13 protein-coding genes, 2 tRNA genes and 2 pseudogenes are annotated in these 15,683 nt (G+C 66.5%); 8 read left to right on the forward strand and 9 right to left on the reverse strand.

Annotated elements, in window-relative coordinates:
• Positions 1-125: 125 nt before the first annotated feature.
• Positions 126-809, forward strand: coding sequence for a heavy metal response regulator transcription factor (locus tag ACFJI0_RS17105; protein ID WP_291113937.1), 684 nt, complete (start codon positions 126-128; stop codon positions 807-809).
• Positions 806-2,209 carry a heavy metal sensor histidine kinase gene (locus ACFJI0_RS17110; RefSeq protein ID WP_382321369.1) on the forward strand — a complete coding sequence of 468 codons (1,404 nt, stop codon included), beginning with the start codon at positions 806-808 and terminating at the stop codon, positions 2,207-2,209. The genes ACFJI0_RS17105 and ACFJI0_RS17110 overlap by 4 nt, the downstream gene beginning before the upstream one ends.
• 15 nt (positions 2,210-2,224) lie before the next feature.
• Here the strand turns inward: ACFJI0_RS17110 and hemW are convergent.
• The 5 genes and pseudogenes from hemW to ACFJI0_RS17135 form a co-directional block, all read right to left on the reverse strand.
• Positions 2,225-3,479: pseudogene (gene hemW / locus ACFJI0_RS17115) on the reverse strand (radical SAM family heme chaperone HemW).
• A gap of 20 nt (positions 3,480-3,499) precedes the next feature.
• Positions 3,500-4,123, reverse strand: a complete 624-nt coding sequence (rdgB, locus tag ACFJI0_RS17120; RefSeq protein WP_382155696.1) for an RdgB/HAM1 family non-canonical purine NTP pyrophosphatase — start codon at positions 4,121-4,123, stop codon at positions 3,500-3,502.
• Positions 4,120-4,800 carry a ribonuclease PH gene (rph, locus tag ACFJI0_RS17125; protein WP_382325701.1) on the reverse strand — a complete coding sequence of 227 codons (681 nt, stop codon included), beginning with the start codon at positions 4,798-4,800 and terminating at the stop codon, positions 4,120-4,122. Before rph ends, rdgB begins: the two co-directional genes overlap by 4 nt.
• A gap of 67 nt (positions 4,801-4,867) precedes the next feature.
• Entirely contained in the window at positions 4,868-5,767 is a 900-nt protein-coding gene (locus ACFJI0_RS17130; RefSeq protein WP_204733641.1) for a PP2C family serine/threonine-protein phosphatase, read from the reverse strand.
• Positions 5,764-6,771, reverse strand: a complete 1,008-nt coding sequence (locus tag ACFJI0_RS17135; RefSeq protein WP_066268004.1) for a serine/threonine-protein kinase — start codon at positions 6,769-6,771, stop codon at positions 5,764-5,766. Before ACFJI0_RS17135 ends, ACFJI0_RS17130 begins: the two co-directional genes overlap by 4 nt.
• A 60-nt stretch (positions 6,772-6,831) precedes the next feature.
• Between ACFJI0_RS17135 and ACFJI0_RS17140 the strand changes: the two genes are divergently transcribed.
• The 4 genes and pseudogenes from ACFJI0_RS17140 to ACFJI0_RS17155 all read left to right on the forward strand — a co-directional run bounded on the left by ACFJI0_RS17140 (position 6,832) and on the right by ACFJI0_RS17155 (position 11,111).
• A complete protein-coding gene (locus tag ACFJI0_RS17140; RefSeq protein WP_382321371.1) occupies positions 6,832-7,767 on the forward strand; it encodes a YicC/YloC family endoribonuclease in 936 nt (311 codons plus the stop codon).
• Between the two features lie 103 nt (positions 7,768-7,870).
• Complete coding sequence (gene gmk, locus ACFJI0_RS17145; RefSeq protein WP_382321373.1) at positions 7,871-8,491, forward strand: guanylate kinase; 621 nt, start codon at positions 7,871-7,873, stop codon at positions 8,489-8,491.
• Between the two features lie 28 nt (positions 8,492-8,519).
• On the forward strand, positions 8,520-8,723 hold the full coding sequence (gene rpoZ / locus ACFJI0_RS17150; RefSeq protein WP_066268010.1) for a DNA-directed RNA polymerase subunit omega: 204 nt from the start codon (positions 8,520-8,522) through the stop codon (positions 8,721-8,723).
• 137 nt (positions 8,724-8,860) lie between these two features.
• Positions 8,861-11,111 (forward strand): annotated as a pseudogene (locus tag ACFJI0_RS17155) (RelA/SpoT family protein).
• A gap of 2 nt (positions 11,112-11,113) precedes the next feature.
• On the opposite strand, the gene greB reads toward ACFJI0_RS17155, so the two are convergent.
• The 4 genes from greB to hrcA all read right to left on the reverse strand — a co-directional run bounded on the left by greB (position 11,114) and on the right by hrcA (position 12,961).
• The gene (gene greB / locus ACFJI0_RS17160) at positions 11,114-11,677 is read right to left on the reverse strand and encodes a transcription elongation factor GreB (RefSeq protein ID WP_382155687.1); all 564 of its coding nucleotides are present in this window, start codon (positions 11,675-11,677) and stop codon (positions 11,114-11,116) included.
• Positions 11,678-11,738: 61 nt separating this feature from the next.
• A tRNA-Arg gene (locus tag ACFJI0_RS17165) sits at positions 11,739-11,815 on the reverse strand.
• 28 nt (positions 11,816-11,843) lie between these two features.
• Positions 11,844-11,920 (reverse strand) — tRNA-Ile (locus ACFJI0_RS17170).
• Between the two features lie 21 nt (positions 11,921-11,941).
• Positions 11,942-12,961 (reverse strand): heat-inducible transcriptional repressor HrcA, encoded by a 1,020-nt coding sequence (gene hrcA, locus ACFJI0_RS17175; RefSeq protein WP_382155312.1) that lies wholly within the window; start codon positions 12,959-12,961, stop codon positions 11,942-11,944.
• A gap of 94 nt (positions 12,962-13,055) precedes the next feature.
• On the opposite strand from hrcA, the gene ACFJI0_RS17180 reads away from it, so the two are divergent.
• The gene (locus ACFJI0_RS17180; protein ID WP_291113963.1) at positions 13,056-13,973 is read left to right on the forward strand and encodes an NAD kinase; all 918 of its coding nucleotides are present in this window, start codon (positions 13,056-13,058) and stop codon (positions 13,971-13,973) included.
• 59 nt (positions 13,974-14,032) lie between these two features.
• A complete protein-coding gene (gene recN, locus ACFJI0_RS17185) occupies positions 14,033-15,676 on the forward strand; it encodes a DNA repair protein RecN (protein ID WP_382321376.1) in 1,644 nt (547 codons plus the stop codon).
• The last annotated feature ends 7 nt before the right edge of the window (positions 15,677-15,683 follow it).

The raw sequence follows: 15,683 nt of genomic DNA on the forward strand, positions 1-15,683 counted from the left end.
TTTTCAGAACGCGAGAATTACGGATTCGTAATGCAGCAAAACGGGCAATTCCGTGACAATTCGGTGTCGTGCAAGGCCTTTTGCCGCCTTGTTGTCCCTCCATCCGGTCACTAAGCCCCACTCCCATGCGCGTGCTGGTCATTGAAGACGAATCCAAGCTGGCGGACTACGTCAAGCGGGGTCTCTCCGAGGCCGGTTACACCGTGGACGTCGCCCGCGACGGCATCGAGGGCCGCTACCTCGCGCTCGAAGGCGACTACCAGTTGCTGGTGCTGGACATCATGCTGCCCGGCATCGATGGCTTCGGCGTGCTCGCGGCGCTGCGCGAGAAGCGCAACACGCCGGTGTTGATGCTCACCGCGCGCGACCGCGTGGAAGACCGGGTGCAAGGCCTGCAGGCCGGCGCGGACGACTACCTCGTCAAGCCCTTCGCCTTTTCCGAACTGCTGGCCCGCGTGGCCGCGCTGCTGCGCCGGGGCCCCGCCGCCGTCGCCGAGGCGGCCAACACCCGCATGGCGGTGTGCGACCTGGAGATGGACCTGATCAGCCGCAAGGCCTGGCGCGCCGGCCAGCGGCTGGACCTCACGGCCAAGGAGTTTTCGCTGCTGGCGCTGCTGGCGCGCCGCAAGGGGCAGATCCTCTCGCGCACCACCATCGCCGAGCAGGTGTGGGACATGAATTTCGACTCCGACACCAACGTGGTGGAAGTGGCGGTGCGCCGCCTGCGCTCCAAGATGGACGATCCCTTCAAACCCAAGCTGCTGCACAACGTGCGCGGCATGGGCTACGTGCTGGAGGAACGCACATGAACACCTCGACGACCGTGCTGGACGCGGCCCCGGTCCTGGGCGGCGACAAGCCCGCCGAGGCGCCCTGCACCTATTCCATCGGCCGGCGCCTCTCGCTGCTGCTGGCCGTGCAGACGGTGATCGGGCTGGGCGTGCTGCTGGCCTTCATCTATGGCGCCACCTCCATGCTCTTCATCGCCAAGCACGAGGAAGAGCTGCGCAGCTACAGCACCGTGCTGGTGGACGTGTCGCGCGAGGCCTACGCCCAGGGTGGCGAGGCCGAAGTCAAGGCCAAGATGGCCTGGCTGGCCGAACGCCGCCCGGGCACCTTCGTGCAGATGAACCGCGCCGACGGCAGCGAGTTCTACCGCGACGCGGCACCCACCTTCGACGTGAACCAATCCACCGCCCGCGGCATGGATTTCGCGGTGCCGACGGCGGCTGGCGGCCTGCTGCAGGGCAAGGTGGTGCTGGATTGTTCGCAGGACGCCAAGACCGCCCGCCGCATGGCCCTGTTGCTGGTCGGCGCCGTGCTGGCCGGTGGGGCTCTGGTGGGCTGGGGCACCTTCTGGCGCGTGCGCTGCAGCCTGCGCCCTCTGCTGGACCTGGCTGCCCAGACCAAGGCCATCGACGCGCGGCGCCTGGGCCAGCGAATCTCGCTGGCCGAACCGGCCGAAGAACTGCAACCGGTGATCGACCAGTTCAACGGCCTGATGCACCGCGTCGAGCGCACCTATGTGCAGCTCGAGGGCTTCAACGCCGACGTGGCGCACGAGCTGCGCACCCCGTTGGCGAACCTGATCGGCCAGACTGAGGTGGCGCTCAGCCGCGAGCGCAGCGTGGCCGAGCTGGAGGAAACGCTGCACTCCAACCTGGAAGAGCTGCAGCGCATGGCGGCCATCGTCAACGACATGCTGTTCCTGGCCCAGGCCGACCGGGGCGTGAAGGCACGGCGCAGCGCGCCGGTGAGCCTGGCCGAGCTGGTGCAACAGGTGGTGGAGTTCCACGAAGCCCCCATGGACGAGCGTGGGCTGCGCGTGACCATCGAGGGCGATGCCCACCTGTCGGTGGATGCGCCTTTGATCAAGCGCGCGATCTCCAACCTGCTGGGCAATGCGATCCGCTACGCCGACCAGGGCTCCGCGCTGTGCGTGCGCATCGCGCCCGAGTCGGAAAGTGGCGCGCGCCTGTGGGTGGAAAACACCGGGCCGTCGATCGAAGCCTCGCACCTGCCGCGCCTCTTCGACCGCTTCTTCCGCGCCGACGCCGCGCGCTGCGAGATGGAAAAACCGCACCATGGCCTGGGCCTGTCCATCGTGGCGGCCATCGCGCGCATGCACGACGGTTTCCCGGCGGCCGAATCCAGCGGCGGCACCACGCGCGTGGGCTTCAGCCTGCAGACCAACGCGGCCAGCGCCTGAGCGAACCCGGCGGGCTCAGTCCGCCAGGAACAGTTCCTGCAGGTCGCTCAGGAAATCGAAGCCGCGTTCGGTCCGCCGACACCCGGGTGGCGTCGCGCGCGATCAGCCCCTTCTGCTCTGCCTGCGCCAGGGCCGGCGCGATGCTGGAGAGCGGCAGGCCCGTGCGCTCCATGAACTGCAGCAGCGTGAAGCCGTCCTTGAGCCGCAAGGCGTTGAGCATGAACTCGAAGGGCAAGGCCTTGCGCGAGACTTCGTCGGCGCTCACCACGGCGTTGCCCGCCAGCGCGCGCTCCATGTACAGGCGCGGCTCGCGCACACGCACCGGCCGGGCCACACGGTGCGCGAAACTGAGCTTGCTGTGCGCGCCGGCACCGATGCCCAGGTAGTCCCCGAACTGCCAGTAGTTGAGGTTGTGCCAGCACTGGTGCCCCTCGCGCGCGTAGGCCGACACCTCGTAGCGTTGCATGCCCGCCTCGGCGGTGAGCTCGGTGATGCGGTCCAGCATGTCCCAGGCCTCGTCCTCCTGCGGCAGCGCGGGCGGGTACTTGGCGAAGTAGGTGTTGGGTTCGAGCGTGAGGTGGTAGATCGAGATGTGCGGCGGCGCGAACGACAGCGCGGTGCGCACGTCGGCCTCGCAATCGGCCAGCGTCTGCCCCGGCAGCGCGTACATGAGGTCGAGATTGAAGGTGTCGAAGGCCTGCGCGGCCTCTTCCACCGCGGCCAGGGCCTGATCGCGGTCGTGCACCCGGCCCAGCGCCTTGAGGTGGGCATCGTTGAAGCTCTGCACGCCGATCGACAGGCGCGTCACGCCCGCGTCGCGGAAGGCGCGGAAGCGGTCTTTCTCGAAGGTGCCGGGGTTGGCCTCCAGCGTGATCTCCGCATCGGCCTCCAGCCGCAACATCGCGCGCACGTCGCCCAACAGGCGGTCGATGGCGGCGGGCGAGAACAGGCTGGGTGTGCCGCCGCCGATGAACACGCTGTGCACCGTGCGGCCCCAGATCAGCGGCAGCGAGGCCGCGAGATCGGCGCGCAGGGCCTCGAGGTAGGCGGTTTCGGGCAGCGCCTTGCCGGGCGCGGCGGTGGCCGTCCATTCGTGCGAGTTGAAATCGCAGTAGGGACACTTCTTCAGGCACCAGGGCAGGTGGATGTAGAGCGACAGCGGGGGCAGGCTCTGCAGCTGCAGCGTGCCCGGGCGCATCCAGTGGCGCACGTCGTTCCAGGCCGGGTCGGCCTGGCCCGCGGCGGCCGGCTGGCCGCCGGGCCAGGACATCGGCACGCCGGTGGGTTCGCTCATGGTGTGTCCGAGGGCGCGGGCGAGAACCAGCGCTCACGCATCAGTTCGAGCATCTGCCGCGCCGCGCGGCCCCGGTGGCTGTTCGCGTTTTTCACCTCGGTGGGCAATTGCGCGAAGGTCTGGCCGAACTCGGGCAGGTACATCACGGGATCGAAACCGAAACCCTTGTCGCCGACCGGCTGCTGCGTGATCAGCCCGGGCGCGCGGCCGGTGGCCACGAGCGGCTCGGGGTCGTCGGCGCTGCGCAGCGCCACCAGCGTGCTGACGAGGGCCGCGCGGCGGTCGGTCACGTTCGCCATTTGCTCGAGCAGCGCGCGCACGTTGTTGCCGTCGCCCTTGGCGTAGCCGAATTGCGTGGCGTAGTACGCCGTGTCCACGCCGGGCAGGCCACCGAAGGCCTCGACGCACAGGCCCGCATCGTCGGCCAGCGCGGGCAAGCCGCTCTCGCGCGCGGCATGGCGCGCCTTGGCCAGCGCATTCTCGATGAAGGTGCGGTGCGGCTCGGGCGCTTCCGGGATGTTGAGGTCGGCCTGGCGCACCAGTTCCACGCCCAGCGGCGCGAACAACGCCTGCAGCTCGGCGAGCTTGCCGTTGTTGTTGGACGCCAGCACCAGCTTCATGCCAGCCCCAGCGCCTCGCGCTGCGCCGCCACCAGGTCGGCGATGCCTTTTTCGGCCAGGGCCAGCAGCGTGTTCATCTCGTCGCGCGTGAAGGCCGCGCCCTCGGCCGTGCCCTGCACTTCCACGAAGTGCCCGGCGCCGGTCATGACGACGTTCATGTCGGTGTCGCAGGCCGCGTCTTCCACGTACTCCAGGTCGAGCAGCGGCTTGCCGCGCAGGATGCCGACCGAGATCGCGGCCACCTGGTCGCGGATCGGCGACACGGGCAGCTTGCCTTGCGCCATCAGCTTGGCCACCGCGTCGTGCGCCGCCACGTAGGCGCCCGTGATGCTCGCGGTGCGCGTGCCGCCATCGGCCTGGATCACGTCGCAGTCCAGCGAGATGGTGCGCTCGCCCAGCGCCTTCAGGTCGAACACGGCGCGCAGCGAACGGCCGATCAGGCGCTGGATCTCCTGCGTGCGCCCGCTCTGCTTGCCCTTGGCCGCCTCGCGGTCGCTGCGGGTGTGGGTGGCGCGCGGCAACATGCCGTACTCGGCCGTCAACCAGCCCTCACCACTGCCGCGTTTGTGCGACGGCACTTTTTCTTCCACCGACGCGGTGCACAGCACCTTGGTGTTGCCGAACTCGATCAGCACCGAGCCCTCGGCGTGGATGGTGTAGTGGCGCGTGATGCGCACCGGGCGCAACGCATCGGCGGCCCGTTGGCCGGGTCGGGTCATATCGCTCATGGGAAACCTCGGGAGTTCAGGAATTGCGTTCGGCCGTGCGGCGGATCGCGGCATTGATCTCGGCGATCGAGCGTTCGATCGCCGCGTCGTCCATGTCTTCGATGGAAGGGTCGGGAATGCCCGACTGGATGGTGGAAGCAAACACGCCGTCGTCGATGTCCTCGGTGGAGACGCGGGTGGACTGGAATTCGTCCGCCGTCTCCCACTCCATCGCCAGCACGGTCACATTGTCGCAACGCGGGCCGCCGCGCTTGAGCGCCATCTCCACCAGCTCGGGCACGGCCTGCTCCAGCGGCCGCTTGGACAGCTCGGACGTGATTTCTTCGTCGCTGACCGTGCCCCACAGGCCGTCCGAGCACAGCAGCACGCGGTCGCCCTGCATCAGGTGGACCGGGCCGGAGAGGTCGAACACCGGCTTGGCGGGTGAGCCCAGGCAGGTGAAGAGGATGTTGCGGTTGATGTGGTCGGTGGCGCGGCCCAGGTGCTGCTGCTGCTCCATGTAAGAGTGGTCGCGCGTGCGCGTGAGCATCTCGCCGTGGCGCACGACGTACAGCCGCGAATCGCCGCAATGCACCCAGTGCACGTGGTTGCGCTCCATCACGGCCGCCACCAGCGTGGTGCGCGGGGTGTCGAGCATGCCTTTTTCGGCGGCGTAACGGATGATCTGGTGGTGTGCCGCCATCAGGGCGCTGGAGAGGAACTCCGGCACTTCCCGCACCGTGGGGTTGGCGGCCTTCTGGAAATACGCCGAAAAGGTCTGCAGCGCGAGTTGCGCCGCCATCGCGCCTTCGGGGTGGCCGCCCATGCCGTCGGCCAGCACGAACAGACCCGACTCCCGGGTGTAGGCATAGCCCATTCGGTCTTCGTTGCGCTCCCGGCCCCCTTGGCGGCTGATCTGGTAGACCGAAAACTTCATCGAAACTTGGTCGCGGCGTTGGTGGACTTGCGCAGGGACTTCTTGTTGTCCGACACGATGTTGTCGAACTGCAGCCGCATCTTCTCGGCCACGGTGAGTTTGGTGTAGCTGCGCTCGGTCTCGCGGCTCAGTTCCTTTTGCAGCGCGAACACCGATTGCGGGCGCGACAGCGGATCCAGCGACATGCACCACTCGACCACCTCGATGAGGTTGTCGGAGTACACGCCGCGCAGGCGCGAAAGCGCCAGCGAGAGGCGGTCTTTCTCCAGCCGCTGGGGCGCATCGTTGGGCGGGTAGCCCTGCATGCTGGCGTAGATGCAGGCGCCGATCGCGTAGATGTCGGTCCACGGGCCCATGGAGGAGTCGCGCCGGTACATCTCGGGCGCGGCGAAGCCGGGCGTGTACATCGGGCGGATGAAATTGCCTTCCTTGCTCAGCACCTCGCGGGCGGCGCCGAAGTCGATCAGCACCGAGCGGTTGTCGTCGGTCACGAAGATGTTGGCCGGCTTGATGTCCAGGTGCAGCATCTTGTGCTGGTGCACGATGCGCAGGCCGCGCAGCACCTCGTCGTACAGCGAGCGGATGGTCGATTCGCGGAACACCTTCTGCTTCTTGAGTTCACGCGCCGTGATGATGAATTCCTGCAGGGACGCGCCCTCCAGGAAGTTCATGACCATGTAGACGGTCTCGTTCTCGCGAAAGAAATTGAGCACGCTGACCACCGACTGGTGGGAGATCTGGGCCAGGGCCCGGCCTTCTTCGAAGAAGCTCTTGAGGCCCAGCCGGTACAGCGACAGCTTCTCCGGCTGCACCTGGGGCAGCAGCTCGCCGGGGCCGCGCGAGGCCAGCGACGAGGGCAGGTATTCCTTGACGGCGACCTGCTGGCCTTCCGTGTCCACGGCCAGGTACACCACGCCAAAACCGCCCGCCGCCAGCTTGCGGACAATGCGGTAACCACCGATCACGGTGTCCGGCGGCAGCGGTGCGGGTTTGACCTTTGACATAATTCGGATGGTTTCCGGAACGCCTCGTTTTGGACCACTCACCCTGATGGGCAAAGTTCAATGGCAGTTTACAGCATGACCGGCTACGCCTCGGCCCACTCGGGCGGGTCTGCGGCCCCGGCCAGCGCCGAGTCCAGCCGCGAGTCCCAGGCCGGTGTGGGCGTCGAAATCCGCTCCGTCAACAGCCGCTTTCTCGACCTCACTTTCAAGCTGCCGGACGACCTGCGCGCCACCGAACCCGCGCTGCGCGAACTGCTGGGCGCACGCCTCAAACGTGGCAAGGTGGAGGTGCGGGCCTGGATCGAAGGCCGCTCCGACACCGTGCCGCGCACGCCCAGCGCGCTCGACCTGCAGAAACTCGTGGGCCTGCAGGACAACGTGCGCGCCTGGCTGCCCACGGCATCGCCCCTGTCGGTGGCCGAGGTGCTGCAGCTCACCTCGCGCCAGCAGGGCAACCCCGGCGAGTTGAACGAGGCCCTGGTTACCCTGGCACAGACCGCGCTGGACGGCCTTACCAGCGCCCGTGAACGCGAAGGCAAACGCCTGGCCACCATGCTGCTCGACCGCCTGGGTCAGCTGCGCCAGCTTGCCAAGGACGCGCAACCCCTGATCCCGCAACTGGTCGCGCAGCAGCGCCAGCGCTTCATCGACCGCTGGAACGAGGCCCTGGGCGCGGGTGCATCCGCCACGGCGCAAGGCAGCGCCATCACCTCCGACATGGCGCAGGACCGGGCCCTCACGGAAGCCACCGCCTTCGCCATCCGCATCGACGTGGCCGAAGAATTGACCCGGCTCGACTCCCACCTGACCGAGATCGAGCGCCTGTTGAAGAAGGGCGCCGAGGTCGGCAAGCGGCTCGACTTCCTGATCCAGGAACTGCACCGCGAGGCCAACACCTTGGGTTCGAAGTCGTCCAACCTCGAACTCACCCGCATCTCGGTGGACATGAAGGTGCTCATCGAACAGATGCGCGAGCAGGTCCAGAACATCGAATGACATACAGCCCCCACGCTCCACCGCTGCGCGGGTCGCTGCCCCCCAAGGGGGCGCGTTTCGCCTTGGGGCGGCCCGGCGGCGAAACCCAACTTCTTGCCTCGTAATGGAATACCCCGGAAACCTGTTTGTCGTCGCGGCCCCCAGCGGGGCCGGCAAGTCCAGCCTGGTCAAGGCCTTGATGGAGCTCGATTCGCGCGTCGTGCCATCGGTCTCGCACACCACGCGCCCGCCCAGGGGCCAGGAGCTGCATGGCCGGGAGTACTACTTTGTAAGCAAGGAAACCTTCGACCAGATGGTCATCCAGGGGGCCTTCCTGGAGTGGGCCATGGTGCATGGGAATCGCTACGGCACCTCGAAAATCGCCATCGAGCAGCGCATCAACCAGGGCGCCGACGTGGTGCTGGAGATCGATTTCCAGGGGGCTATCCAGGTCAAGCGCATCTTTCCCAACGCTGTGCTGATCTTCATCCTGCCGCCAAGCTGGGAGGAATTGCGCTCGCGGCTGGAGCGCCGGGCGGAAGATACCGCCGAGGTGATCGAATTGCGCCTGCAGAACGCCGCCACCGAGATGGCCCATGCCAGGGAATTCGACTTCGTTATAATCAACGAGTTGTTCGAGCGGGCCTTGTTTGACCTCAAGGCCATCGTCCATGCCCAGCGGCTCAAGTTTTCCGCTCAGCGTATCGCCCGCGGCGATACCTTCCAAGCGCTCAACATCCTCTGATTCACCGCCCATTTCCTGGAGCCCGCCCATGGCACGCATCACCGTCGAAGACTGTCTGGAAAAGATCCCCAACCGCTTTCAGCTCGTGCTGGCCGCGACCTACCGCGCCCGCATGCTGAGCCAGGGCCATGCGCCCAAGATCGAGAGCAAGAACAAGCCCGGCGTGACCGCCCTGCGTGAAATCGCCGACGGCAAGGTGGGCCTGGAAATGCTCAAGAAAGTGCCGCTCTGAGGCCTTTCAGGTCCTTCGAAAGAAAACACCGCGCTGCGGTGTTTTTTTTCGCCCCTGCTCCGGACGTATTCATGTGCCTTGCACAGACTCTGTGCATGGACTCAGCGGGATCCATCGTCTCGCGCTAAAGTATGCGGATGATCACCGAGGCCGACAACGGCACCCTTCAGTCCCCAGCCGAGCAGGCGCATCCGGCCGCGAGCGCCGCTGCGGCGAGCTTTGCCGCGCTGCTGGGCAAGTTGGATTACCTCGGTCCGACCGACATTGAAAGCATCCGCCAGGCCTACCGGTTCGCCGACGAGGCCCACCTGGGCCAGTTGCGCAAGAACGGTGACCCGTACATCACCCACCCGATCGCGGTGGCCGCCCAGTGCGCCGAATGGAAGCTGGACGCCCAGGCGCTGATGGCGGCGCTGATGCACGACGCCATTGAAGACTGCGGCGTGACTAAGGAAGAACTGGTGGAGCGCTTCGGCGCGCCCGTGGCCGAGCTGGTGGACGGTCTCACCAAGCTGGAGAAGCTGGAATTCGACACGCGAGAGCAGAACCAGGCGGAGTCTTTCCGCAAGATGCTGCTGGCGACTGCCAAGGACGTGCGGGTCATCCTGATCAAGCTCGCCGACCGCACCCACAACATGCGCACCATGGGCGACATGCCGCGCTCGAAGTGGCAGCGCATCAGCAGCGAAACCCTGGAAATCTACGCGCCCATCGCGCACCGGCTGGGCCTGAACTTCACCTATCGCGAACTGCAGGACTTGGCGTTCCGTTTCCTGCATCCCTGGCGCTACGAGGTGCTCTCCAAGGCCCTCAACAAATCGCGCAACCGCCGCCGCGACCTGATCGCCCGCGTCCAGCGCGAGGTGGAAGCAGACTTCGTGCGGCACGGCATGAGCGTGCGCATCATGGGTCGGGAGAAGACGCTGTATTCGGTCTACCGCAAGATGGACAACAAGCACCTGTCGTTCTCGCAGGTCACCGACATCTACGGCTTTCGCATCATCGTCCCCGAGCTGACCGACTGTTACACCGGGCTGGGCGTGCTGCACCAGCTCTACAAGCCGCTGCCGGGCAAGTTCCGCGACTACGTGGCCATTTCCCAAGGTCAACGGCTACCAGTCGCTGCACACCACGCTGATCGGCCCCTTCGGCACCAACATCGAGTTCCAGCTGCGCACGCACGCCATGGACGTGGTGGCCGAATCGGGGGTGGCCGCGCATTGGCTCTACAAGGCCAGCGAACCCAACAGCGACACTTCGCAACGGCTGGGCACGCAATGGCTGCAGTCCTTGCTGGACATCCAGCAGGAAACGCGCGATGCGGCGGAGTTCTGGGACCACATCAAGATCGACCTCTTCCCCGATGCGGTCTATGTGTTCACACCCAAGAGCAAGATCATGGCGCTGCCGCGCGGCGCCACCGTGATGGACTTCGCCTACGCCATCCACAGCGACGTGGGCAACCACACGGTGTCGGCGCGCATCAACGGCGAGCAGCGACCGCTGCGCACCGAGTTGGCGAATGGCGACGTCGTCGAGATCGTCACGGCCGAGAAGGCCGAGCCCAACCCGACCTGGCTGTCCTTCGTCAAGACCGGCCGGGCGCGCTCGAAGATCCGGCACCACCTCAAGACGGTGGCACAGGAGAAGTCACACGAGCTGGGCGAACGCATGCTCGGCCAGGCCCTGCGCTCCGAAGGCATCGCGACCCTGCCGTCCGAAGTGGGCCCACACCACGCGACCTGGGAAAAACTGCTGCGCTTCACCGGGAACAAGTCGCGCGCGGAGCTGCTGTCGGACATCGGCATGGGCAAGCGCATCGCCAGCATGGTGGGCAAGAAGCTGGCCGTGCTGCTGGCCGAAACCGGCCTCAAGCCCGACGCCCTGCTGATCAGCACCGAGCGCTACGCCAGCGGCCGGGACGAATCGGTCTCGCAAGGTGTGGTCACGCTCGACGGCAGCGAGGGCCTGTCGGTGCAGTACGCGCCCTGCTGCAAGCCGATCCCGGGCGACCGCATCGTCGGTTACCTCGGTCGTGGCGAGGGCCTCGTGGTGCACGCGGACGACTGTCCCACCGGCAAACGCCTGCTCTTGCGCGATGGCGAACGCTTCCTGGAAGTCGAGTGGGCCGACGAACCCGTGCGCTCGTTCGACACCACGGTGATCGTGACCGTCACGAATGGCAAGGGGGTGCTCGCGCGCGTGGCGTCCAGCATCGCAGCGGCCGAAGCCGACATCACCCATGTGGACATGGGCGATGAACCCGCCCAGACCGCGACGGACATCCGTTTCTCGGTGGCGGTGCGCGACCGCCAGCACCTGGCCGATGTGTTGCGCAGCCTCAAACGCACCACCTCGGTCATCAAGGCGCAGCGCTACAAGCCCTGACTTCAGGCGCCCTCGCCTGGCGCCGGATACCGCACGCTCAGCACTTCGAGCTCCTGCACGCCGCCAGGCACCACGAGCTTCACCACATCGCCCACCCGCGCCTTGAGCAGGGAACGCGCCACGGGAGAGATCCAGCTGACCTGGGCCTGAGCGCTGTCGGCTTCGTCCACGCCCCGGATCGTCACGGTGGTCTCCTGCCCGTTGTCGTCGGCGTAGGTCACGGTGGCACCGAAGAACACCTGATCGCCACCAAAGTGCAGCGAAGCGTCGACGACTTCGGCGATCTCGAGCCGGCGGGTCAGGAAGCGGATGCGCCGGTCAATCTCGCGCAGGCGCTTCTTGCCGTAGAGGTAGTCACCGTTCTCCGAGCGGTCGCCATTGCTGGCCGCCCAGTGAACGATGTCCACGATCTTGGGACGTTCGTCGTCGATCAGCGAGAACAGTTCGGCGCGCAACCGGTCGTAGCCGGCGCGGGTGATGTAGTTCTTGCCACCGGGCACGGGCGCCGCGGCCGGCAGATCGTCTTCATCGTCCGAATCGGTTTCGCGGGTGAAGGCCTTGCTCATGGTGGGCGATTCCCAGGCAAAAAATGAAAAAGCCCGCAGCTTTTGGCTGCGGGCTTCCATATGGTGCGGCTGGCAGGAATTGAACCCACGACCCCTTGGTTCGTAGCCAAGTACTCTATCCAACTGAGCTACAGCCGCGAAGCCTCGAATTATAGCAGCATTTTTTTGGTAGGCCGTGTTGGACTTGAACCAACGACCAAAGGATTATGAGTCCTCTGCTCTAACCAACTGAGCTAACGGCCCGCCCAAGGATTGTAGGGGGGCTTATTTGTGGTGGCTGAGCGCGTTACCAACCAGCTTGGCCGTGACATCAACAATCTGGATCATGCGCTCGTACGACATGCGCTGGGGGCCGATCACACCCAGCGTGCCCACCACCTGGCCGTCCACCTCATAAGGGGCAGTCACCACGGACAGGTCTTCGTAGGGCACGACCTGGCTTTCACCACCGATGTAGATGCGCACGCCATCGGCCTGGGCCGACACATCGAGCAAACGGATCAGCTGGGTCTTCTGCTCGAACAGGTCGAACATGCGGCGCAGGTTGCCCATGTCGCTGGAGAACTCGCTGACGGAGAGCAGGTTTCGTTCGCCCGACACCACCACCTCGTCCTGGGCCTCGCTGGCCTCGGCTCCGATATCGACCGCCGCCTTCATGAGATCGGCGATCTCGCCGCGCAGGGCGTCCACCTCGGTCTTGAGGCGCTCGCGCACCGCCTCCATGGTGAGACCGGAGTAATGGGCATTGAGAAAGTTGGCGGCTTCCAGCAGTTGTGGCTGGGTGAAGTTGACCTGCGTGTGGATGATGCGGTTCTGCACGTCGCCCTCGGGCGACACGATGATCACGAGCACGCGCCGTTCGGACAGGCTGAGGAATTCGATGTGGCGGAACACCGAGGCGCGCCGGGGTGCCATGACCACGCCCACGAACTGCGACAGGTTGGACAGCATCTGCGCGGCATTGCTGATGACACGATGCGGCTGCCCCGCCTCGATGCCCGGGGCACCCATGTCGCTCACCGTAGGCAGGCTTTCGCGGCGCACCGTGAGCATGGTGTCCACAAACAGCCGGTAGCCACGGGCCGTGGGAATGCGGCCGGCCGAGGTGTGCGGGCTCGCGATCAGCCCAAGCTCCTCGAGATCGCTCATCACGTTGCGGATGGTGGCCGGCGACAGCTCCATGCCGGCGGCCCTGGCGAGCGTGCGCGAGCCCACGGGCTGGCCGTCGGCGATGTAACGCTCGACGAGGGCTTTGAGCAACAACTTGGCGCGGTCATCCAACATGGCTTCATTCTAAGGACGGATGCCCCCGACGGTACCGCCGACGCACAGGGTTTTATGCCATTCCGCCACAGGAAAGCTGTGTTGTAATTTCCGAATGAGCATGTCAACCGACACCCGGTCCACGACCGCCCGATGGAACCGGCCCCTGCGTTTTGCGCATGTCGTCATTGTGGGCAAGTACCACGCACCCGGTGCGCGCAATGCGGTGGACGAGATCGCGCACTTCCTGCACGACGAAGGCTGCGACGTTTCGCTGGAAAAGGAAACCGCCGCCAACACGGGCTTGCTGCAGTATCCGGCGCTCGACGTGCCGGCCATGGGCAAGGCTTGCGACCTCGCCCTGGTGGTCGGCGGCGACGGCACCATGCTCGGCATCGGGCGCCAGCTCGCGCGTTATGGCGTGCCACTGGTGGGCATCAACCAGGGTCGGCTGGGCTTCATCACCGACATTCCTTTTGACAGCTACCAGGAAAAGCTGCGCCCCATGCTGCGCGGCGAGTTCGAGGAAGACGCGCGCGCGCTGATGGCGGCCACGGTCTGGCGCGATGGCCGTTGCGTGTTCGAGGCCACGGCGCTCAACGACGTGGTGGTCAACCGGGGCGGCGTGGCGAGCATGATCGAGTTGCGCGTGGAGGTGGACGGCCATTTCGTGGCGAACCAGCGCGCCGACGGCCTCATCATCGCGTCGCCCACCGGCTCTACCGCCTATGCCCTGTCGGCCGGTGGCCCCCTGCTCCACCCCGGCATCGGCGGCTGGGTGATGGTGCCGATCGCGCCACACACGCTGTCCAACCGGCCGGTGGTGATTCCTTCGCACAGCGAGATCGCGGTGGAGATCGTCTCGGGTCGCGACGCCAGCGCCAACTTCGACATGCAGACGCTCACCAGCCTGCTGCATGGCGACCGCATCGTGGTGCGCCGCTCCGAACATGCGCTGCGCTTGCTGCACCCGGTGGGCTGGACCTACTTCGACACCTTGCGCAAAAAGCTGCACTGGAACGAAGGGGCCTGAAAGCCCGGTCAGAATAGCGGCTGCGCTCCCATTTCATCAACGCCGCGCCTCTTACACCCATGAGCCTCAGACGCATCGTTTTGCGCGACTTCGTCATCGTGCAGTCCCTCGAACTGGAGCTCGGCTCCGGCTTTGGTGTGCTCACCGGGGAAACGGGCGCCGGCAAGTCCATCCTGATCGACGCCCTGCAACTCGCGCTGGGCGCGCGCGCGGAAAGTGGCGTGGTGCGCGAAGGTGCGGCGCGCTGCGACATCGCGGCCGAGTTCGATGCCCCCGCTTCGCTCACGCCGTGGCTGGAGGAACAGGGATTTCCCGTCGAAGACGGCCTGCTGCTGCGCCGCACCGTGGACACCGAGGGCCGCAGTCGGGCCTGGATCAATGGCAGCGCGGCCACCGTGACCCAGCTCAAGGCCCTGGCCGATGGCCTGGTGGACATTCACGGCCAGCACGCCTGGCAAAGCCTCACGCGCGCCGATGCGGTGCGCGACCTGCTCGACGCCTACGCCGGCATCGACACCGCGCCGGCGGCCCGGGCCTGGGCACAGTGGCGCCAACGCCGCAAGGCGCTGGAAGCCGCCACCGAAAAACAGGCCACGCTGCAGCAGGAAAGCGAACGCCTTGCCTGGCAGATCGCGGAACTCGACAAGCTGAGCCCTCAGCCGGGTGAATGGGAAGAGCTCAATACCCAGCACAGCCGGCTGGCCAACGCCCAGGGCTTGCTGGACGCAGCCCAGGTCGCCGCGAACGCGCTGGACGAAGACGATACCAACGCCGCCGCCCTGATCCACCGCGCACTCTCGGCCCTTCAGGCACAGGCCCACATCGAACCGCAGTTCGCCAGCGCCATCGAAGCGCTGGAGGCCGCGCTCGCTCAGGTGCAGGACACCGTGCACAGCCTGCACCAGTACAGCCGCCACACCGAACAGGACCCCGCCAGCCTGGAGGCGCTGGACCAGCGCCTGTCGCTCTGGGTCTCGCTGGCGCGGCGCTACCGCCGCACCCCGGAAGAGCTGGCCGAGGTGCACGCGCAATGGAAGGCCGAACTCGCCCAGGTGGATCAGGCGCTGGACATCGAAGCCCTGCAACGCGCCGAGCGCGCCGACTGGAAGACCTTTGGCACCGCCTTGCAGGCCATCAGCAAGGAACGGCAGAAGGCCGCCCCCAAGCTGTCCAAGGCCGTCACCGCCACCATGCAGACGCTGGGCATGCAGGGCGGGGTGTTCGAAGTGGCCTTGCTGCCGCTGGAAGAACCCCAGGCCCAGGGCGCGGAGCAGGTCGAGTTCCGCGTCGCCGGCCACGCGGGCGCCACACCCAAGCCGGTCGGCAAGGTGGCTTCGGGCGGTGAGCTGTCTCGCATCGCTTTGGCGATCTCGGTCGTCACCAGCCGCTTGGGCCAGGCGCCCACGCTGATCTTCGACGAGGTGGACTCGGGCATCGGTGGGGCCGTGGCCCACACCGTGGGCCAGTTGCTGCGCCAACTCGGCAAGGACCGCCAGGTGCTCGCCGTGACCCACCTGCCCCAGGTGGCCGCTTGCGCCGACCACCACCTGCTCGTGAGCAAGCAGGCCGTGGGTCGCCAGACCCAGAGCACCGTGGAGCCCATCGCCACCGACGCGCGCGTGCGCGAACTCGCCCGCATGCTGGGCGGTGGCGAACAGTCCGAAATCTCGCTGGCGCATGCCCGCGAAATGCTGGCCGTGTGAAGAACGC

This window comes from Hydrogenophaga sp. UC242_53, from assembly GCF_042696965.1.
Classification (GTDB): domain Bacteria; phylum Pseudomonadota; class Gammaproteobacteria; order Burkholderiales; family Burkholderiaceae_C; genus Hydrogenophaga.

What these genes read in the sequence shown, in the direction of transcription:
- ACFJI0_RS17105 (WP_291113937.1), top strand. Translation starts at nt 126, where the DNA reads ATGCGCGTGCTGGTCATTGAAGACGAATCCAAGCTGGCGGACTACGTC.
- ACFJI0_RS17110 (WP_382321369.1), top strand. Translation starts at nt 806, where the DNA reads ATGAACACCTCGACGACCGTGCTGGACGCGGCCCCGGTCCTGGGCGGC.
- rdgB (WP_382155696.1), bottom strand. Translation starts at nt 4,123, where the DNA reads ATGAAGCTGGTGCTGGCGTCCAACAACAACGGCAAGCTCGCCGAGCTG.
- ACFJI0_RS17130 (WP_204733641.1), bottom strand. Translation starts at nt 5,767, where the DNA reads ATGAAGTTTTCGGTCTACCAGATCAGCCGCCAAGGGGGCCGGGAGCGC.
- ACFJI0_RS17135 (WP_066268004.1), bottom strand. Translation starts at nt 6,771, where the DNA reads ATGTCAAAGGTCAAACCCGCACCGCTGCCGCCGGACACCGTGATCGGT.
- ACFJI0_RS17140 (WP_382321371.1), top strand. Translation starts at nt 6,832, where the DNA reads ATGGCAGTTTACAGCATGACCGGCTACGCCTCGGCCCACTCGGGCGGG.
- gmk (WP_382321373.1), top strand. Translation starts at nt 7,871, where the DNA reads ATGGAATACCCCGGAAACCTGTTTGTCGTCGCGGCCCCCAGCGGGGCC.
- rpoZ (WP_066268010.1), top strand. Translation starts at nt 8,520, where the DNA reads ATGGCACGCATCACCGTCGAAGACTGTCTGGAAAAGATCCCCAACCGC.
- greB (WP_382155687.1), bottom strand. Translation starts at nt 11,677, where the DNA reads ATGAGCAAGGCCTTCACCCGCGAAACCGATTCGGACGATGAAGACGAT.
- hrcA (WP_382155312.1), bottom strand. Translation starts at nt 12,961, where the DNA reads ATGTTGGATGACCGCGCCAAGTTGTTGCTCAAAGCCCTCGTCGAGCGT.
- ACFJI0_RS17180 (WP_291113963.1), top strand. Translation starts at nt 13,056, where the DNA reads ATGAGCATGTCAACCGACACCCGGTCCACGACCGCCCGATGGAACCGG.
- recN (WP_382321376.1), top strand. Translation starts at nt 14,033, where the DNA reads ATGAGCCTCAGACGCATCGTTTTGCGCGACTTCGTCATCGTGCAGTCC.